Source organism: Winogradskyella psychrotolerans, assembly GCF_018860565.1.
Lineage (GTDB): Bacteria > Bacteroidota > Bacteroidia > Flavobacteriales > Flavobacteriaceae > Winogradskyella > Winogradskyella damuponensis.
Genome location: NZ_JAHKPS010000022.1, coordinates 671,615 through 691,327, shown reverse-complemented (window position 1 = coordinate 691,327; position 19,713 = coordinate 671,615). Strand labels below are relative to the sequence as shown.

The following is a 19,713-nucleotide window of genomic DNA, read 5'->3' as shown; positions in this document are numbered from 1 at the left end:
TTCGTAAGAATTACAAACAAGAGAAACGATTAATGGCAACAAAGTCCCTAAAAAAACTCGGAAACGATTTAGCTCAAAGCAATAAACAAATAGAAATACTCTCTAATGGTATCTTTAAAAGTGGTGAATTACCAACCTTTAAAGATAAAATTTCAGAAACGAGTCAATTTCCAATTAAAGCAAAAAAACTAGAAATTCTACAGATTAATGTTGGCTACATGTGTAATCAAGTTTGCGACCATTGCCACGTAGATGCTGGTCCGGACCGAAAAGAAATAATGACTAGAGACACCATGAGACAATGTCTTGAGGTAATCAAAAACTCTGGAGCACACACGCTAGATTTAACAGGTGGAGCACCAGAAATGAATCCGGATTTTAGATGGTTTGTAGAAGAAGCTTCAAAGGTTGGTATTACAGATTTTATAGTACGTTCTAATTTAACTATTATTAGAGCCAATAAAAAATATTACGATTTACCAGAATTCTTTAAAAAGCACAATGTACACGTGGTAAGTTCTATGCCACACTGGACACGTGGAAAAACGGATAAACAACGTGGAGATGGTGTTTTTGATAAATCTATAAAAGCGTTGCAAGAATTAAATGCTGTGGGTTACGGCATGCCAGGAAGTGATTTAAAATTAGATTTAGTTTACAATCCATCAGGCGCTTTTTTACCAGGTGACCAAGCTGCTATGGAAAAGGATTTTAAAAAGGCCTTAATGGAAGATTTTGGAATTGAATTTCATAATCTATTTGCGATTACGAATTTACCTATCGCGCGTTTTTTAGATTATTTAATTGCTTCAGAAAACTATGAAGATTATATGTATTCTTTAGTCGAGGCTTATAATCCGGCTGCCGTAGAAAATGTGATGTGTACCAATACCTTATCGATTAGTTGGGATGGTTATTTATTTGATTGCGATTTTAATCAAATGTTAGAGTTACCTGTAAATAGTAAATCGAGACATATCTCTGATTTTAACGAAGAATTATTAGAAGGACGTAATATCGTTATTTCTCAACATTGTTATGGCTGTACTGCTGGTGCAGGAAGTAGTTGTCAAGGTGTTGTAGCATAAACAAATTCCTGCCAAATCAGGAATCTCAGACTTAAACAAATTAAGATTCCTGCTTTCGCAGGAATAACATATGAATAACAAAACCGCCATATTAATCTTTGCAAATTCTGCAGAAAAAGAATTGACTTCAAAATCAGTTGTTTCTTCTGACTTCTTTAATTTGCTTGATTCTGATACTGTAAAAACAGTAAAAAAAGCGAGTTTACCTTATTTTCATATTTCTGAGAAAGCGCAAAAAGGACATTCATTTGGAGAACGTTTTACCAACGCTATTGAAACCGTTTTTAATAAAGGGTTTCAAAATGTGATTACACTTGGTAATGACATTCCCAACCTTACCGCTAATCTTATTTTAAAAGCTAAAGATAAATTAGAGAATTCAGATTTTGTTTTAGGACCTTCAACCGATGGAGGTTTCTATTTAATGGGTTTCAAGGAAGCACATTTCAGTAAAACAGACATCCAAAATTTACCTTGGCAAACATCTAAATTAAGACGTTGTTTACATCAAAAATTACTAAAGCAAAACGAAAGTGTTTCCTATTTAGAAACGCTAACCGATATTGATGACACTTCAGATATAGAATTGGTCTTAAAGAGTTTTAAATCTTTAGATTTCAATATTAGAAAACTGCTTTTAAAAATTCTAAAAAAAGTAAAAACAATTGCAATAGTCGCGTCTGTTTTTCAAGGTAGAACCGTTTTCAACAAACACTACAATAAAGGCTCACCTGCCTTACTTCATATTTAAAATTGGGTTTTAATGTCATTAATACCTAAAGATTTTTTCAGCTAAATAATCTCACATTTTAAAAAATAGCCATGCTTGTGGTCTACATATGAAGCACATTTACTTATGCTTACTGTTATGCTTTTGCTTTTTCAGTAATGCCCAAATTACAATTACCGGAACAGTTACGGAAGCTAGTTCTAAAACACCTTTGCCCTTTGTAAACATTTCATCTAGCAACGGCAATGGAACGACCTCAAGTGATGATGGCACCTACACAATAGTCGTTAATTCAACTACAGATAAACTCACCTACTCATTTTTAGGCTTTAAAACACAAACTATTGAGGTCGCAAATCAAACAATTATCAATATTAAATTACAAGAAGATTCTGCTGCTTTAGACGAAGTCGTAATTACCGCACTAGGTTTAGAACGCGATACCAAAGAATTGGGTTATGCTGTGCAAGCCATTTCTTCTAAAAAACTAACGGAAGTAAAAACAGTCAATTTTTTAGACAATTTACAGGGTAAATTAGCTGGAATAACGGTTACACAAGGTGCTACAGGTGTTGGTTCGTCTTCTAAAATCACGATTAGAGGCGAAGCGTCCTTTTCTAACAACAATCCTTTATTTGTGGTAGATGGCGTGCCGATTAACAACGAAACGGTTTTTAATTTCACCAATGAAGCTGCTGCCGGATTTCAAGAAATTGATTTTGGTAATGGTGGCATGGAAGTCAATCCGGATGATATTGGTTCTGTTACCGTTTTAAAAGGACCAAGTGCTGCCGCATTATATGGCACAAGAGCATCTAATGGTGTTATTGTTATTGAAACCAAAAACGGAAAAAACAAAAGAGGTTTAGGCATTAGTTTTTATTCTTCGCTTTTTGTGGACACTGCTTTTAGGTTGCCCGATTTTCAAAATTCTTACGGTCAAGGTAATTCTGGTCAGTTTGAATATGGTGACGGTCTTGGTGGTGGTATCAATGATAATATCACCTATTCTTGGGGACCACGTTTAGATGCTGGACTTTTAATTCCACAATTTGACAGTCCTGTGCAATTACCTAACGGCACTTTTGTGAGAGGTGGAGATACTGCACTTTATGATGGCTTAGACATCACAGCAACACCTTTTAAATCGAATCCGGATAACTTGAAAGATTTCTATGAAACTGGCGTTACAACTATTAATAATATTTCAGTTTCTAATGGGTTTGATTCTGGAAATTACCGATTATCTTTTACCGACTTGAGAAGTGAATCGATTATTCCTGGAGTGAATTTAGACCGACAAACCATTGCTGCTAAATTAAACTTTCAACCAAGTGACAATACCGAAATCAATTCATCTTTCAGTTATATAAATTCTAATAGTGACGATAGACCTTCTAATGGTTATGGAAGTGAAAATGCGAATTACTCTTTAGTAGCTTGGGGACCACGTTCTTTAAACATTGAAAATCTTAAAAATTATTGGCAACCTGGTTTAGAAGGCACGCAACAATATTCATTTAACTATACGTTTTTTGATAATCCGTATTTCATTTTAAATGAGAATACCAATTCCTTTAATCGCGACCGTATTTTCGGTAATATTTCCATTACCCAAGACCTAACTAAAAACTTAAGTGTTTCTCTTAGAACAGGAATGGATTACAGTACCGAAACTAGACAATTACGAAGAGCCTACAGTAGTAATCGTTTTAGTAATGGTGCATATGCCGAACACGATGTCATGTTTAGAGAAGTGAATACCGATTTTTTAATCAACTATAAAAATCAGTTTAATAATATTTCTGTAGATGTGTTTTTAGGTGGAAATAGATTGAATCAAATCGCAACCACTAAACAATCACAAACGGTTAGTTTGGCACAACCCGGAATTTACAATTTAAACAATGCAGCTTCACCTATTGAAGTCTTTCAATTTGAAAGTGAAAAGCGTATCAACTCATTTTACGGTATTACAAAACTGGGCTATAAAGACTTTTTATTCTTAGATATTACAGGACGGAATGATTGGTCTAGTGCATTAGCCACACCTTTTTCGGTAGATGGCACTTCGTTTTTCTACCCTTCTATCTCTTCAAGTTTTATTTTATCTAATGTTGTAGAATTACCAAATGCTGTATCGTTCGCAAAACTGAGAGCGAGTGTGGCACAAGTTGGAAACGACACAAGTGCTTACCAAACTTCTGGTGCTTTTGTATCACAAACACCATACAATAGCGAACCTACTTTTAGCGACCAAGACTTTATTCCCAATGCCAATTTAAAACCAGAACGTACCACCTCTTATGAATTTGGTACAGATGTACGATTTTTAGATAATCGATTACGATTCGATTTTACATATTACAATGCCAATACAAAAGACCAGATTATTTCATTACCTGTTGCCATTTCTTCAGGCTACAGTCAACAAGTAGTTAATGGCGGAAACGTGAATACACAAGGTGTAGAAATTGTTTTAGGGATTACACCAATTCAAACGGATTACTTCAATTGGAATAGCACATTTAACTTCGCCACTAATCGCTCTGTTATTAAAAACTTACCACAGTCGGACGGAAGGTTAACACTTGCTTATAGCAGGATTTATGATAGCGCCAACCAAACGGTTTGGTTTCAGATGGAAGAAGGTGGACGTGTTGGAGATTTCTACGGAACTGGTTATCTAAAAAATGAAAATGATGAATTTTTAATTGATGATAATGGTAACTACATTGCCGATGACAACTTAAAAAAACTAGGAAATTATAATCCAGATTTCACATTAGGTTGGAGTAATAATTTCAATTATAAAAATTGGAATATGAGCTTTTTATTCGATTGGCGACAAGGAGGCGAAATCGTTTCGAGAACACGCGCTTTAGGAAATGTTGGTGGTCAACTAGCTGAAACCAGTTACCGACCAGATGCCGGAATTGTTGCACAAGGTGTTAATGTAAATACTGGACAAGTAAATACCGTTGCGATTACTGCAGAAAGTTATTACCGACAATTTTACGATAGAAATCACGAAGAGAATAACGTTTATGACGCTTCCTTTTTAAAGCTACGCCAATTCGCTATTGGCTATACTTTTGATTTAAAAAATGGCTTTTTAAGTTTGAAAGAAGGTGCTGATTTAAGCCTTTCGTTAGTTGGAAATAATCTATTTGCCATTACTGAGAATCCGCATTTTGACCCAGAACAATTGGCCGTTCAAGGCAATGGATTTGTAAGTGGTGTTGAAGATATGAGTTATGCTACAACACGAAGTATTGGTTTTAAAGCCGGATTTAACTTCTAGTTCTCACAAGAATGGGAATCTCAAGAAGAGAAAACAAAAATAATAAGCTTCCCTTTTTTAAGGGAATGAAAATAAAATTTTAAATGAAAAAATTCACCTATATACTTTCGGTTTTATTTATTGCAACAACAATGAGTTGTACCAAAGATTTTAAAGACATAAATACCAATCCAAACCAACCCAGTTCGATCCAACCGAGTTTGTTGCTAAGACAGGTTATTTACGATTTTGGAGAAAACATGAGTTACGAAGGCTTTGTTGCTGGCGATTTACTAGCACAACATAGAACCGCTTTAGATTTCAATTTATTTGATAGACATGCTTTAAAATCACCACAATTAGGAGGTAATCCTTGGCCTATTTTTTATACCAATTTGAGAGATAATGAAATTATCCTAAATCAAGCTAGAACAACAGAAACCTTTGCTGTTTATGAAGGTCCTGCTTTAATTCTCAAGGCTTATATGGCTGCTGGTTTAACTGATTTATTTGGAGACGTTCCCTATTTTGAAGCGTTCAATGGTGTTGAAGGCACCGTAACACCATCATACGATTCACAAGAAGACATCTATCTTAATGAAAACGGTATATTAGATAATTTAGATAAAGGTATTGCTGCAATTGAAGCCTATTCTGATCTGATTCCATTGGAAGGCGATATTTTATTTGACGGCGATTTAGAGGCTTGGATAAAATTCGCGAATGCTTTAAAAATTAAGCATTTAGTTCGTATTTCGGATAAAGTAGATGTTTCAAGTCAATTGCAAACACTTTTTGATGAAGGCAATTATATCACTTCAAACAGTGAAAATGCTATTTTCAATTTTACCAACACAGACCCAAACAGTTTTAGGCTAGCACAATTACGCATTGGTGATTTCAACAATTTTGTCTTATCCGAAACTATGGAAGATATTTTAATTGGCTTGAATGACACGAGACTTTCAAGTTTATTTCGTCCGTTCTCAAATTCAAGCACTAATGAATTTAATGGTTTATTAAATGGTATTGATGCATCTTCGACCTCTATTGCTTTAGCAGATTATTCTTTAGCAAGCACAGCTTTCAGAGAAGATACGTCAACTTTAGATGCTAATTTTATAACCGCTTGGGAAGTACAATTCGCCTTAGCCGAAGCAGCTGCCAAAGGCATTATTTCTGCAGATACACAGACGTTATACAACGCTGGAGTTACGTTAGCATTTGAGTATTGGAACACGGAACTACCTACAGATTACCTTTCTGGTCCTGCTGCTTATAATGCTTTTGGGACAAGTCCGATGGAACAAATTTTAACGCAGAAATGGATAGCCAATGTGATTAATGGTTACGAAGGTTGGATAGAATACCGAAGAACAGGTTTCCCAGAATTGCAAACCATTTCTGCAAGTTTAAACAATGATTTAATCCCGATTAGAATGCCTTATCCTGCTGAAGAAGCAGCTTTAAATTTTGAAAATTACACTGTTGCTGCAACCGCAACAGACAACAATAGTATAAACGTGCCGGTTTGGTGGAATGAATAATGGAATATGGATATAATTAACTGGCAATGGACATTGATAATTGCATCGAGTTTAATACTCTTTATATTATCTCCATTAGCAAAGACAACGGAGGAATTTTTTAAGGCGGTTCATAAAAAGAAAGCACCAAACGCTTTAGTGCTTACCGGAAGCCTTATTATTTCTTGGATTTTTGCCAAGAGCATTACCAATGCCGCAAATCTAGGTTTAAGCTTTGGTATTGTTGGAGGTGTGGCTTATGCTGGTTATTATGTATCGTTTGCTGTCGCTGGTTTATTGATTTACAAAATGCGCGTTGTTGGCGGATTTAAAAGTATTCATCAATTTTTAATCACCAAATTCGGAAAAGGAGCTATGGCTTTGTTTTCTATATTAATTGCCATCAGATTATTTAATGAAGTCTGGAGTAACACTATGGTTATTGGTAGTTATTTTGGTAAAACAGGAAGTTCCAATTATTATTGGGCCATTATCGTTTTTACTGTTTTAACTTTAGCGTATGCGATTAAAGGAGGTTTAAGTAGTTCTATTTTTACTGATGTGATTCAAATGGTATTATTTGGTATTCTACTTATGGTAATTCTATGGAATATCTTTTCAATAGACACTTTTAGCGTTACTGATGTCGTTACATCTGGGACTTGGAGTTTTGAGTTGGGCTTAAATTTGTTTTTTGCAGCCATTATCCAATCCTTTAGTTATCCATTTCACGATCCGGTTTTAACCGATAGAGCCTTTATCAGTTCACCTAAAGTCACCCGAAAAAGTTTTTTATGGGCGAGTTTATTAGGTGCGATTTGCATTATACTATTTAGCGTCATTGGTGTCTATGCGCAAACCCAAGGTTTTAAAGGTCAAGCCGCCGTAGAAGTTGGCAAAGCCTTTGGTGTGGTTATTTTATTAGTCATTAATTTTATAATGATTACCTCGGCAGCTTCCACTCTAGACTCTACGTTTTCGTCCTTTTCAAAATTATTGGCGATTGATTTAGGCATGGTTAACGATTTAACCTTTGGAAGAGCATCCATGGCTGCCATAGCGATTTTAGGCACACTTCCTGTTTTTCTTGAAGCCGAAATTTTATCCGCAACCACCATATCAGGAACGATGGTCATTGGTTTAACACCGGTTTTTTTATTCTGGAATATTAAAGTTCCAAAATTGAGTTTTTATCTTAGTGTGATTGCAGGACTCGTATTTGGATTTTTACTCGTATTTGAGGTGTTTCCAGAAGCCTTAATTTTTACAGAAGGCAAGTATGCCGATTTACTTTGGGTGAATATTTGGGGCATTTTAAGTTGTAATATTTTATATTTCATACCGAAATGGTTGAAATCAAAAAAATGAGATGTCCACTTTCGTGGAAAATGTTATGGATAAAAACATAATTGACATAGGAAAATTATCAGGTAAAGTACTACTCTTTGGTGGTGTTTACAGTAATCTTCAAGCACTTGAAGCACTAATTGCTGTGGCAGAATCTGAAGGTATTCCACCTGAAAATTGTATTTGCACTGGCGATATTATAGGCTATTGCGCACAACCTGAAGAAACCATTCAGACCTTTAAAAACTGGAATGCCAGAAGCATTGTTGGTAATGTTGAAATACAATTACGTGATGATGAAGACGATTGCGGTTGTGATTTTAGAGAAGGGTCGCGATGCGATGGTTTTTCACAACAATGGTATCCGTATGCCAAGAGCAAACTCTCAAAAGATTCACTTGACTATCTTGACACGCTTCCAGATCATATACAATTCACCATGGGAAATCAAAAGGTGACTGTTGTACATGGTTCGTATTTCAATGTTTCAGAATTTATTTTCAAATCGACACCTTGGGCTACTAAGCAATCTAATTTTGAAGCTACCGAAAGTGATATCATTATTGCGGGCCATTGTGGTCTACCTTTCGAACACAAAAACAGTGATAAACTTTGGATAAATCCTGGTGTGATTGGTATGCCTGCCAATGACGGAAAACCTAATGTTTGGTTTGCTATTTTAGATGACTCAGAAAAACCCTTACAAATAAATTTTCGTAAGTTAGACTACAACCATACGCTCACTAACAAATTAATGCTAAACAGATTACTTCCAGAATCTTATGCAAAAACAATCGTTTCTGGTCTTTGGGACAACATGGAAATTTTACCTGAAGCCGAAAAACAGCAACAAGGAAAACCACTAGAACTGTAAGGTTAACCAAATTATTTATACTAATTAGAAATGCGAAACCTCTTTATCTTATCATTTTTACTCTTAAGTTGCTTTGGAAATAGCCAAGAAACCCTTCATGAGTTATTAAAAGCTCATAATAAAGAAAGTGTTCCTTATATCTCTGTTAAAGAATTGGCCATGCCAAAAACTGATGCTATTTTATTGGACGCTAGAGAACTTAAAGAATATAACGTAAGTCATATACCTAACTCAACTTATGTTGGTTATGATGATTTCGATTTAGATACTGTTGTAAAAACACTACCTGACACAACATCAACTATTGTGGTGTATTGTTCGTTAGGAATTCGTTCTGAAGACATTGCGGAACAACTTAAAAAGAAAGGCTACACCAATGTTTACAATTTATTTGGTGGTATTTTTGAATGGAAGAACAACAATTTTCCCGTATATAATTCTGAAGAAAAGGAAACAGATCACGTACACGCTTACTCTAAAGACTGGAGTAAATGGTTATTAAAAGGCATTAAAATCTATGAATAAATCACTTGTTATTGTGTTTGTCAAAAACATAAAATTAGGAACTGTAAAAACAAGACTCGCTAAAACTATTGGCGATTTTGGTGCGTTTGAAGTGTACACCGAATTGGTAAAAATTACTGAAAAAGCAACCAAACAATTAGACATAGATAAACGCATTTATTTTTCTAATGCTATTGTAGATGACCAATGGAAAGGTGAATTTAAAGCAGTGCAACATGGAGCTGATTTAGGTGAGCGCATGCTTAATGCTTTTAAAGATGGATTTGATGCTGGCTATAACAATATCGTATTGATTGGTTCTGATTTACCAGACATTCATTCTACGCATATAAAAAATGGATTAGAAGCCTTAAATACGAATGAAGTGGTTTTTGGTCCAGCAGAAGATGGCGGCTATTATTTGGTAGGCATGTCTAAATTGAATACCGAAATTTTCACCAACAAACCATGGAGTCAACCCAATTTATTTCAGTTAACCTTACAAGAGTTACAGAGTAATCAAATTTCAGTTGGTATCTTGGACACTTTAAACGATATTGACACCTATGAAGATTTAATTGCTTCAGACTTTTATAAATCGAACATCAAATTACAAGAAAAAATACAGCAACTCAATGATTAACCAAATAACAGAAAGCACAGAATATTTACAAAGTAAAGGCTTTGATCAACCCGAAATCGGCATCATTTTAGGTACCGGTTTAGGACAATTAGTTGATGAAATTGAAATCATAGCCGAAGCAAGTTATAATCACATTCCTAACTTTCCTACAGCAACCGTAGAGTTTCATAAAGGCAAACTTATTTACGGCATTTTAGAAGGTAAAAAGGTAGTTGTTATGCAAGGCCGTTTTCATGTTTATGAAGGTTACACGTTACAAGATGTAACGTTTCCTGTAAGAATTATGGAGAAGTTGGGTATAACAACCTTATTGGTTTCTAATGCTTCCGGAGCCATTAATCTCAATTATAAAAAAGGAGAATTAATGCTTATTGACGATCATATTAACCTTCAAGGAGGTTCACCTTTAGCGTTTAAAGGCGTTTCAGAATTAGGAGAACGTTTTGCAGACATGAGTGCTCCTTATGATGCCGAAATTAATGCGAAATTTGAAAGCATTGCTCAAGCACACAATATAACATTACACAAAGGTGTTTATACTAGTGTGGTTGGCCCTCAACTTGAAACACGTGCCGAATATCGCATGTTGAAAATCATGGGATCTGATGCTGTTGGCATGAGTACGGTTCCTGAAATTATTGTGGCAAATCACTTGAATTTAAAAGTTGCTGCCGTTTCTGTATTAACAGACGAATGTGATCCAGATAATTTAAAACCCGTTGATATTTCTGAAATCATTGCTATGGCCGAAAAAGCAGAACCAAATATGATTACGCTTTTTAAAGAACTGATTAAGACCTTATAAAAAAAGACCTGCAAGGATTTAAAAACCTTGCAGGATAACAAAAGACATTCCTGCCTACTCAGGAAGCACCTATGGAAAAGTATATAGACCTCATTAAAAATTCCTATTCAGGATACTGGAATTACCTCAAATACGAACTCATTGACCTCAATCATTGGGACAACTTTTTTTATGGTCTTATCCTTATTTCTGTTTTAGTTTGGATTCTTGAAATTGCATTTCCTTGGCGTAAAGACCAAGCCTTATTCCGAAAAGATTTCTGGTTAGATACCTTTTACATGTTTTTCAATTTCTTTTTATTGAATCTAATTGTTTTTATTGCCTTATCTAATACGGCTTCAGAACTATTTAATGATGTTTTAGGGCTTATTGGACTATCTGTTTCTAACTTTCAACTTTTTGATGTTGATGAACTTCCTAAATGGTTAGGCTTATTTATCTTTTTTATTGTTTCAGATTTTGTACAATGGAATACGCATCGCCTTTTGCATCGTTTTGAATGGCTTTGGAATTTCCACAAAGTGCATCATTCTGTAAAAGAAATGGGCTTTGCGGCACACTTGCGCTACCACTGGATGGAACCTGTGGTTTATAAATCTATACTTTATATTCCTATTGCTATCATTGGTGGTTTTGACGCACAAGATGTGGCTATTGTTTATTTCTTTAGTATTGCTATTGGTCATCTTAACCATGCTAATTTGGGTTGGGATTATGGATTTTTAAAATACATTTTTAATAATCCTAAGATGCATATTTGGCATCATGTCAAAGAATTACCTGAAGATGTAAGGTATGGTGTAAATTTTGGACTAACGTTAAGTCTATGGGATTACATTTTTAAAACCGATTATATACCACACGATGGTAGAGATATTGAACTCGGTTTTGAAGGTGATGAAAATTTTCCTAAAGATTTTTTAAAACAAGAATTGTATCCTGCGTTTTCAAAAAAACAGGACATCAAGAGTTCAGAATAGTAAATCTAACACCTAAAAACACCATACATGAAATATTTATCAGCCTTAATTGTCACTTTAATATTTACGTTATCGTGTAGTGGATTGCAGCAGATAACTCAAGATAAAGCTATAGAAGCGAATGCTTCTGATGTTGTTTTTACAGAACAAAAAAAAGACAATAATTATACTAAAAGAAACTTAGGAGAAGATGGTAGCATCAGTAATGATGGCATTACAATAACTACAGAGCTTATTTATACGGAAGCTTTTGATCATGCTATTTTTAATGCATTGTTAAAAAAGTATGTTTCAGAGAATGGAAATGTAAATTACAAAGGTCTTAAAGCTGAATCAAAAACATTACAACGTTATATTGATTTATTAAAATCACATCAACCTAATGATGATTGGACTAAGAACGACAAACTCGCCTATTGGATTAATGCTTACAACGCTTTAACCATAGATTTAATCCTCAGAAATTACCCAACAAAAAGTATTAAAGACATTAAAGATCCTTGGGATCAAAGGCTTTGGAAATTGGGTGATACTTGGCAAAATCTAAACGATATTGAGCATAAAATACTAAGAAAAATGAATGAACCTAGAATTCATTTTGCTATTGTTTGTGCTTCTGTATCATGTCCTAAACTTCAGAATACAGCATTTACAGCTTCAAACTTAGATGCACAATTAACCCATGCTACAAAAGAATTTTTAGCGGATACGTCTAAAAACGAATTGTCTAAAGACAACATCAAGATTTCAAAAATATTTAAGTGGTTTAAAAAGGATTTTGAGCAAGATAGTAGCTTAATTGATTTCTTAAATCAATACTCAGACATTACCATTTCTTCATCTGCTAAAAAAAGCTATACCGATTACAATTGGAATTTAAATGATTAAAACTATGATCATTAACTTATCGTAAGTACTGTATGATTAGTATTATTATTCCTGTTTTAAATGAGGCTGATACTATTAGCCGTTTGTTAACACATTTAATAGAGAATTCGTCGTCTAAGAACATTTCTGAAATTATTGTGGTTGATGGAGGTAGTACAGATGGTACTTTGGACATACTTAGACCTGTCCGATTTTTGAAACCTGACAGGTCTGAAGTGAATTCAAACCAATTAAAAGGTCTCGACTGCGCTCGACCAGACATAAAGTTACTATCTTCAGACAAAGGAAGAGCAAAACAAATGAATTTTGGTGCAAAGCATGCAACTGGAAGTATTTTATATTTTCTTCATGCCGATTCTTTTCCACCTAAAGATTTTGATCAATTTATTCTAAATGAAGTTCAAAAAGGTAATCAAGCAGGTTGTTTTAGAATGCAGTTTGACAGTAACCATTGGTGGTTACGTTTAGCCAGTTGGCTTACCCAATTTTCTTGGCGTGCTAGTAGAGGTGGCGACCAAAGTCAGTTTATTACAAAAACACTGTTCTACGATATTGGTGGTTATAACGAGAACTATATTATCTACGAAGACAATATTCTGATTAATGAATTGTACGCTCGGAATGAATTTACAGTCATCAATAAAAAATTGACAACCTCAGCACGACTTTATCGTAAGCACGGAGTTTGGAAACTACAATATCATTTTTGGACGATTTATGTAAAGAAATGGTTTGGTGCGTCTGCTCAAGACCTACTCTATTATTACAAAAAAAATATTTGTTAAGTATTGCTTACTTTTTCTTATTTCGTCCTATTTCATTTGGATACAAATCCATTAGTTTATCACTTTGAAAAATGGCTTTTGTATCTATATCAATAGCAGATAATTTCCCTGTAAAGGTGGCTCCTGTATCAACATTCCAGACATTAGCACAATGCATTGGTTGGTTTTCACCAAAATTAATGGTTGGTGTATGACCAATATAAATTTCAGAATAATGCTTTAAGCGATTAGGATAACGCACTGAACCTTGTTGGATATTTTTATCTAGCGTTAATGCCATTTCCCAAAGCGTTCTATCAAAATAGAAGTTTTCTTTATGTAATTCGCGCTCCACACCATGCATAGATGTAAAACCAGCATGAAGAAATAGGCGGTTTTCGGCATCAATGTGATATAAGGCCATAGCATCAAAAAAATCGAGATGTATTAGTTTTTCTTCTTTAGAAAATGTCTCATAACTTTCAATAGTTTCTTTTCCTCCGTTATTAAACCAAATATCATTTACAACACCCGAAGCCAACCAATTTTGACACCATACATCATGATTTCCTTTTATAAAAATACAGGTATTGGTTTTAGACAACTCAATTAAATATTGAATGACTTGAGCCGATTGACTCCAACCATCAACATAATCTCCTAAAAAAATCAATGTATCCTCTGAGCTAACGTTTGCTCTTTCTATAATTTGAATTAAACCTCTTAATCCTCCATGTATATCTCCAACGGCTAATGTTCGCATTTTATTTCTATTTTTATTAAAGCTGAAAGTTCATTTTAATTAAAAATCACTCTTAAATATTCTTAAAGTTGTTAAATTTAAGATAAATCTTACTTAATAAAAGTTTAAATCGGGTTTATAAAATCTATCAATCTTATACTTTGGCTGTAAATCAACCAATCAATCCTTCATCATGAAAATCAATCAAATCATCATTGCGATTATCCTATGCATAGTGTCGCAATCTTACGGACAGGAAACTTTTTCTTCAACATTATTAGATGCAAAAACAGAACAACCCATTCCTTTTGCAACTATTCAATTTAACTCAAAAACAGGTGTTATTAGTAATGATAATGGGGAATTTAATATTACAATTAAACGTGCTATTAGAGCAACAGACTCATTAATGATAAGTTGTTTAGGGTATGAAGAAAAACGAATTTCACTATTTAACTTCAACAATTCTTCTATTTATTTAGAGTCAAAATCTGTGGATTTATCGGAAGTGCTAGTCACCAATAAAAATTACACCATCGACGAAGTTTTAGATAAAATAAAAGAAGGCTTAACGGTAAATTATGACTTCAGCTATAACAAACGCAAGCTCTTTTATAGGACATCCTATTATACTGAAATGGACAAATACGATGTGAGTTTAGAAAAATCGACCATACCAGAATTTAACCAGCAATTCATAGATAGTTTGCTTCATATAATGCCTAAAAACAATAGTAATCACACTGAAATTTTAGGTGAGATCTACGGTGAAATTGAACCAAAGGCCTCTCAAAAAATGGAGATTCTAAAAGCTTGTCGTTTATATGATAAATCTAAAGACATTAACCTAGATAATTATGAAAAACGTTTTAATGACATCTTTAAAAAGTATGTAAAACGCGATTCGTATTTTAAAATAAAATCGGGTTGGTTTAGTGTAAAAGAGGAAATGGATTCTTCTTTATTTGGAGATACAAATAAAAAAAATGAAGCCGCGACAGATGCCTTACTTGCCGAACAAAAGAAAAGAGATTCTATTCGTAAAATTGGCTTTTTACATTGGCGAAAAATGATGATTCATAATTTTGAAAACAACAACTTTATTGATGAAGATAATGATCTTAACTTTATTCATAAATCGAGACGTTATGAATTTGAAATTGCAGATTATGCGTATATCAATGATATGTTTGTGTATGTGATTCCGTTTAAGCCCAAACGCAGTGAAGACTTTTCTGGCACCATGTATGTGAATACTGAAGATTTTGCAGTTGTAAGAGTTGATTATAAAAATGTAAAACCACTAAGTAAGTTTTCTCTTCTTGGCATTTCCATGAAAAAATACTTAAAGGAAGGCACAATAATCTTTCAAAAAAATGACAATGATAAATACACTTTAAAATACAGAGATGAGTCTTTAGGCGAACGCGTTGGCATTAAACGACCTTTTAAAATTGTAGAGAAAAATAAAAATGTAAAAGGCAGACGTAAACAAAATGAATTAAAAGGAGACATTCACTTTATCGTTAGAAATATTGAAAAAACAGAACTTGTAGTTTTTGAAACTGATGCTATATCTGAATCAGATTTTAAAAATTTCAAAGAAAAATCACTTGTTACTCCAACCCAATTAAACCAATACGATCCTGAGTTTTGGAAGGGTTATAATATTATTGAACCTAATAAAGCTTTAAAAGATTTTAAGGCCATTGATATCGAGTAATAAATAAGAACAATACATTGAGATAACAAAACAAGCTTCGAGCAGAGCTCTTGCTTGTTTTGAGTCTCGTTAAAAATACTGCCCTATTCCAAAGACAATACCATTATTCGCTTTTTTTCCTATTCCAACACCATAATCTATACGAAAGACAGCATTAAAAATACGCTTGTGAATAAACCGAACACCTAAACCAGTGAATCCGCTTGCTTTTTCTCCTTCAATTAAATCTCCGAGATTACCACCTGGCTCTTGCCACGTACCAGCATCGATAAATGCATTCGCTTGCATGGCAAACCATCCTTTTTCTAGTATTGTATGTCTGTATTCTGTATTTAATACTACAGAGGCCGTACCTCTATCAATGGTATTTCCAACTCCTCTTAAGTTAAGTTGATTATCTAATGCAAATGGTGCAAATGGAGTTGTATCATTAGTAGCATATCCTAAACGAAGTCTATTAGCCCAATTTCCTTTATTACCAATACGTTTAAAATATTCAAAATCGTTTCTACCAATAAAAAAGTTACGTAACAATGCGTTGTCACCATTAGAATGCAATGTAAAACTGTAAGTAAAAACACTTCTAAACCCATCTATGTATTGATACTCATTGGTAATATTGTTATGCTCATACTCACCAACAACCCTTACCCTATCGACACCTAATTTTTCTGGAATGCTTTGAGGTAGATTTCCGCTCAAATAATTATAATCTTCATTAGCGACGTTTATACCAATTTCGAATCTATTCTTAAAATTATGTTCATACATCAATCTTAATTCAAAGGCACTACTTGTGGATTTATAATTAACATCACGTCCATCTTCAAAAAAGATAGGATCTTGTAATACATTGTTTTGGTAATTAATACCGACTCCTAATTTTCTTGTAAATAAATTGGGTGCCTCCCAATAAAACCCATAAGAATCAAACACATTTCTCGCATAAAACCCACCCAATATTTGGTTTTGCCCAAGAAAGTTGAAATCGAAAACAGATGTTCTAAATGCAAAATCATCATTATTATCTTGAGATACATTTAGCCCAGGAATAATAGCAAAATTTTCAACAATCGTATAGATAAGTCTGTAGTTTTCATCTTCAATTTTTTCTAATTTTGACGAGGCACTAGCAACAGAAGCTAACAACTTAAAACGTCTTACATCTGCAGCTATTATAGTAGAATCTACCATGCTTCCTTTCTTTACAAAAGCTAAACGTTTTAAAAACTTAGTCTTAGTACGTTTATTGCCTTCAATTTCAACTTCAGCAATGACGATATCTTGTGAATAGCTTAAACACCCTAAACAAAGTATTACTATAAATAATATTGATTTTAAGTTCATACATATTAGTAATTGAACTCTCAGACGTTAAATACCTTATAGCATTACAAAACTTTAAATTAAAACTGACTATAATGCGCCTTTATAATGTCTTCAACGGGCTTATTCTGTGGAGTAAACTGATTGTCTTCCAATCCTCCAGCTTTATGATGTTCTATAAACCATTTCCATAAATAACCACCAGCAAACCAATCTTCTTGCCATACGGCTTCAAATAAAGCTTGGGTGGCATTGTTTTGAGCTTCAAAATTCACAGAAGTCATAGAGCGATCATAGCGCCAAGGTTCTTTAGCAGAATAATCAACACTTCTATAACCAAACTCTGTAAATAAAATAGGTCGGTCTAATTTTTCAGAAAATGCTTTTAAACCTTGTTTATGTTTTTCCCAGCCTTTAATACAATCTTCAATTGTTGGTGTTTGCATATCGCTCACCGGAAAATAAGCATCAATGCCTACATAATCTAATTCTGACCAAAACGGTGTGGTCCAGAATTCATCCCAATTAGCAGCGTAAGTTAGTTTCCCTGAATAAACTGCTCGAATCTCCTTAATTAATTGCTGCCAATACTCTGGTCTATTTTTAACAAATTCTTCAAGTTCAGTACCAATACAAAACACTTCTACGTTTAGCTCTTCTGCCAATTCTGCATATTCAAGAATAAAACTAGAGTATGAGGACTCTAACAACTTCCAATCTGCTTCAGTATTCATTTTTAATAAACCTGTAAATTCTCCATGCCAAATCCAAATTTGAGGTTTTATCATCACCTCAACATGGTCTTTATGTAACGTTTCTATGTATTGCTTAGCACCAGCTCTAGTCTCACCAAACCACTGACGGTCTGTATTATGAATTATTTCAGGGTGATTAACATCCTTTATAAAACCAAAAGGCATAACGGCTGCAGCATTAGCATTTATATTAACAACAGGTTTGGTATGTGTACTATCAATAGCATCTTTAGCTGCAACAAAACTGACACCATTTATTTTTAAAGGCTTGTATTTTGCAGCAGCACAACTTATAACAATAACGCTCAAAAGAAAGTAAATAAGATATCGCATACTATAAAATTATGCCTAAATTTAAAGAAATTCGACTAATAGATTAAGGTTTTAACAAAAGCTTCGACCTATAGTCCATATCAACAACCTCAATTATATGGAACACATCGTTATTATTGGCAACGGCATTTCTGGAGTTACACTTGCAAGACACATCAGAAAACTATCCGATAAAAGAATAACCATCGTCTCTGCCGAAGCCGATTATTTCTTCTCTCGTACCGCATTAATGTACGTTTATATGGGACATATGAAGTTTGAACACACACAACCTTACGAGAATTGGTTCTGGAAAAAAAACAGAATTGAACTTAAAAAAGGGTATGTAAAACAGGTTGAAACAAATACTAAAACCCTTCATTTTGCTGAAGGAGACACTTTGCAATACGATAAATTAATTATTGCAACAGGAAGTAAACCCAATAAATTTGGTTGGCCAGGACAAGATTTAAACGGTGTTATGGGCATGTACCACAAGCAAGATTTAGAAAATCTAGAAGTACATGCACCCAATAATGAGGTCTGCAAACGTGCTGTAATTGTTGGAGGTGGATTAATAGGTATTGAATTGGCTGAAATGTTGAATAGCCGAAGTATTCCTGTAACATTTCTGGTTAGGGAAGACAGCTTTTGGAATGGTGTATTGCCCAAAGGAGAAAGTGAAATGATTAACAGGCACATTAAAAATCATCATATCGATTTACGACTTTCTACAAATCTGAAAGCCATTAACTCAGACGATAATGGCAATGTAAAATCGGTTATTATTGAAGAAACCGGAGAAGAACTAGAATGTAATGTGGTTGGCTTAACTGCAGGAGTTACACCAAATATTGATTTTTTAAAAGATTCTGATATTGAAATAGGGCGTGGTGTTAAAGTGAATCGTTTTTTAGAAACCAACATTCCAGATGTCTATGCTATTGGTGATTGTGCCGAACAGCATGAAGCCATTGGAAACCGAAGACCAATTGAAGCCGTTTGGTACACTGGCCGTATGATGGGTGAAACCTTAGCACAAACCATTTGCGGAAATAAAATGGAATACAAACCAGGTCATTGGTTTAATTCTGCTAAATTTTTAGATATCGAATATCAAACCTATGGTTGGGTATTTGGCGAACGCGGACGACCAGAATACGAACAACATTTTCATTGGAAACATGAAGACGACACCAAATGTATAACTGTTGCTTATCATAAAGACACTAACGAATTTTTAGGTATCAATACCTTCGGCATTAGAATGCGCCATGACGTTTTTGATCAATGGCTTACTGAGAAACGCGATGTAGATTACGTGATGAATCACCTCTCTGAAGCCAACTTTGATCCTGAATTTTACTCAAGATTTGAAACCAAAATTTTAAAAGCCTACACTAACCAGTTACAACCAGTATAA

17 protein-coding genes are annotated in these 19,713 nt (G+C 34.0%); 14 read left to right on the top strand and 3 right to left on the bottom strand.

Annotated features, from left to right (window positions below; genetic code table 11):
- The first annotated feature begins 32 nt into the window (after positions 1-32).
- The 12 genes from arsS to KO504_RS11880 all read left to right on the top strand — a co-directional run bounded on the left by arsS (position 33) and on the right by KO504_RS11880 (position 13,453).
- Positions 33-1,088, top strand: a complete 1,056-nt coding sequence (gene arsS, locus KO504_RS11935) for an arsenosugar biosynthesis radical SAM (seleno)protein ArsS (RefSeq protein ID WP_215927129.1) — start codon at positions 33-35, stop codon at positions 1,086-1,088.
- 70 nt (positions 1,089-1,158) lie between these two features.
- On the top strand, positions 1,159-1,839 hold the full coding sequence (locus KO504_RS11930; protein WP_215927127.1) for a TIGR04282 family arsenosugar biosynthesis glycosyltransferase: 681 nt from the start codon (positions 1,159-1,161) through the stop codon (positions 1,837-1,839).
- A gap of 88 nt (positions 1,840-1,927) precedes the next feature.
- Complete coding sequence (locus KO504_RS11925; protein WP_215927125.1) at positions 1,928-5,122, top strand: SusC/RagA family TonB-linked outer membrane protein; 3,195 nt, start codon at positions 1,928-1,930, stop codon at positions 5,120-5,122.
- Between the two features lie 83 nt (positions 5,123-5,205).
- Positions 5,206-6,648 (top strand): SusD/RagB family nutrient-binding outer membrane lipoprotein, encoded by a 1,443-nt coding sequence (locus tag KO504_RS11920; RefSeq protein WP_215927124.1) that lies wholly within the window; start codon positions 5,206-5,208, stop codon positions 6,646-6,648.
- Positions 6,649-6,654: 6 nt separating this feature from the next.
- Positions 6,655-7,995: a sodium:solute symporter family transporter gene (locus KO504_RS11915; protein ID WP_215927123.1), complete on the top strand. Its 1,341-nt coding sequence runs from the start codon at positions 6,655-6,657 to the stop codon at positions 7,993-7,995.
- A gap of 25 nt (positions 7,996-8,020) precedes the next feature.
- Positions 8,021-8,848, top strand: coding sequence for a metallophosphoesterase family protein (locus KO504_RS11910; protein ID WP_215927122.1), 828 nt, complete (start codon positions 8,021-8,023; stop codon positions 8,846-8,848).
- A gap of 30 nt (positions 8,849-8,878) precedes the next feature.
- Positions 8,879-9,373 (top strand): rhodanese-like domain-containing protein, encoded by a 495-nt coding sequence (locus KO504_RS11905; RefSeq protein ID WP_215927121.1) that lies wholly within the window; start codon positions 8,879-8,881, stop codon positions 9,371-9,373.
- A complete protein-coding gene (locus KO504_RS11900; protein ID WP_215927120.1) occupies positions 9,366-9,995 on the top strand; it encodes a TIGR04282 family arsenosugar biosynthesis glycosyltransferase in 630 nt (209 codons plus the stop codon). Before KO504_RS11905 ends, KO504_RS11900 begins: the two co-directional genes overlap by 8 nt.
- Complete coding sequence (locus KO504_RS11895; RefSeq protein WP_215927119.1) at positions 9,988-10,800, top strand: purine-nucleoside phosphorylase; 813 nt, start codon at positions 9,988-9,990, stop codon at positions 10,798-10,800. Before KO504_RS11900 ends, KO504_RS11895 begins: the two co-directional genes overlap by 8 nt.
- Before the next feature lie 71 nt (positions 10,801-10,871).
- Positions 10,872-11,780, top strand: a complete 909-nt coding sequence (locus tag KO504_RS11890) for a sterol desaturase family protein (RefSeq protein ID WP_215927118.1) — start codon at positions 10,872-10,874, stop codon at positions 11,778-11,780.
- A 27-nt stretch (positions 11,781-11,807) separates the two neighbouring features.
- Positions 11,808-12,668: a DUF547 domain-containing protein gene (locus KO504_RS11885; RefSeq protein WP_215927117.1), complete on the top strand. Its 861-nt coding sequence runs from the start codon at positions 11,808-11,810 to the stop codon at positions 12,666-12,668.
- A 32-nt stretch (positions 12,669-12,700) separates the two neighbouring features.
- On the top strand, positions 12,701-13,453 hold the full coding sequence (locus tag KO504_RS11880) for a TIGR04283 family arsenosugar biosynthesis glycosyltransferase (protein WP_215927115.1): 753 nt from the start codon (positions 12,701-12,703) through the stop codon (positions 13,451-13,453).
- Between the two features lie 7 nt (positions 13,454-13,460).
- Here the strand turns inward: KO504_RS11880 and KO504_RS11875 are convergent, their stop codons facing one another.
- The gene (locus tag KO504_RS11875) at positions 13,461-14,195 is read right to left on the bottom strand and encodes a metallophosphoesterase family protein (protein WP_215927114.1); all 735 of its coding nucleotides are present in this window, start codon (positions 14,193-14,195) and stop codon (positions 13,461-13,463) included.
- 172 nt (positions 14,196-14,367) lie between these two features.
- Between KO504_RS11875 and KO504_RS11870 the strand changes: the two genes are divergently transcribed.
- Positions 14,368-15,897 (top strand): carboxypeptidase-like regulatory domain-containing protein, encoded by a 1,530-nt coding sequence (locus KO504_RS11870; protein ID WP_215927113.1) that lies wholly within the window; start codon positions 14,368-14,370, stop codon positions 15,895-15,897.
- 69 nt (positions 15,898-15,966) lie between these two features.
- On the opposite strand, the gene KO504_RS11865 is transcribed toward KO504_RS11870, so the two are convergent.
- Both KO504_RS11865 and KO504_RS11860 read right to left on the bottom strand, forming a co-directional pair.
- Positions 15,967-17,244: a hypothetical protein gene (locus KO504_RS11865; protein ID WP_215927112.1), complete on the bottom strand. Its 1,278-nt coding sequence runs from the start codon at positions 17,242-17,244 to the stop codon at positions 15,967-15,969.
- A gap of 59 nt (positions 17,245-17,303) precedes the next feature.
- Positions 17,304-18,311 carry a glycoside hydrolase family 113 gene (locus tag KO504_RS11860; protein ID WP_215927111.1) on the bottom strand — a complete coding sequence of 336 codons (1,008 nt, stop codon included), beginning with the start codon at positions 18,309-18,311 and terminating at the stop codon, positions 17,304-17,306.
- A 97-nt stretch (positions 18,312-18,408) separates the two neighbouring features.
- On the opposite strand from KO504_RS11860, the gene KO504_RS11855 reads away from it, so the two are divergent.
- Positions 18,409-19,713, top strand: coding sequence for an NAD(P)/FAD-dependent oxidoreductase (locus KO504_RS11855; RefSeq protein ID WP_215927110.1), 1,305 nt, complete (start codon positions 18,409-18,411; stop codon positions 19,711-19,713).

Bases quoted from the DNA above. Each gene is read 5' to 3' on its own strand.
- KO504_RS11865 (WP_215927112.1), bottom strand. From the start codon at position 17,244: ATGAACTTAAAATCAATATTATTTATAGTAATACTTTGTTTAGGGTGT.
- KO504_RS11870 (WP_215927113.1), top strand. From the start codon at position 14,368: ATGAAAATCAATCAAATCATCATTGCGATTATCCTATGCATAGTGTCG.
- KO504_RS11895 (WP_215927119.1), top strand. From the start codon at position 9,988: ATGATTAACCAAATAACAGAAAGCACAGAATATTTACAAAGTAAAGGC.
- KO504_RS11910 (WP_215927122.1), top strand. From the start codon at position 8,021: ATGGATAAAAACATAATTGACATAGGAAAATTATCAGGTAAAGTACTA.
- KO504_RS11880 (WP_215927115.1), top strand. From the start codon at position 12,701: ATGATTAGTATTATTATTCCTGTTTTAAATGAGGCTGATACTATTAGC.
- KO504_RS11930 (WP_215927127.1), top strand. From the start codon at position 1,159: ATGAATAACAAAACCGCCATATTAATCTTTGCAAATTCTGCAGAAAAA.
- KO504_RS11905 (WP_215927121.1), top strand. From the start codon at position 8,879: ATGCGAAACCTCTTTATCTTATCATTTTTACTCTTAAGTTGCTTTGGA.
- arsS (WP_215927129.1), top strand. From the start codon at position 33: ATGGCAACAAAGTCCCTAAAAAAACTCGGAAACGATTTAGCTCAAAGC.
- KO504_RS11860 (WP_215927111.1), bottom strand. From the start codon at position 18,311: ATGCGATATCTTATTTACTTTCTTTTGAGCGTTATTGTTATAAGTTGT.
- KO504_RS11925 (WP_215927125.1), top strand. From the start codon at position 1,928: ATGAAGCACATTTACTTATGCTTACTGTTATGCTTTTGCTTTTTCAGT.
- KO504_RS11920 (WP_215927124.1), top strand. From the start codon at position 5,206: ATGAAAAAATTCACCTATATACTTTCGGTTTTATTTATTGCAACAACA.
- KO504_RS11900 (WP_215927120.1), top strand. From the start codon at position 9,366: ATGAATAAATCACTTGTTATTGTGTTTGTCAAAAACATAAAATTAGGA.
- KO504_RS11915 (WP_215927123.1), top strand. From the start codon at position 6,655: ATGGATATAATTAACTGGCAATGGACATTGATAATTGCATCGAGTTTA.
- KO504_RS11890 (WP_215927118.1), top strand. From the start codon at position 10,872: ATGGAAAAGTATATAGACCTCATTAAAAATTCCTATTCAGGATACTGG.
- KO504_RS11855 (WP_215927110.1), top strand. From the start codon at position 18,409: ATGGAACACATCGTTATTATTGGCAACGGCATTTCTGGAGTTACACTT.
- KO504_RS11875 (WP_215927114.1), bottom strand. From the start codon at position 14,195: ATGCGAACATTAGCCGTTGGAGATATACATGGAGGATTAAGAGGTTTA.
- KO504_RS11885 (WP_215927117.1), top strand. From the start codon at position 11,808: ATGAAATATTTATCAGCCTTAATTGTCACTTTAATATTTACGTTATCG.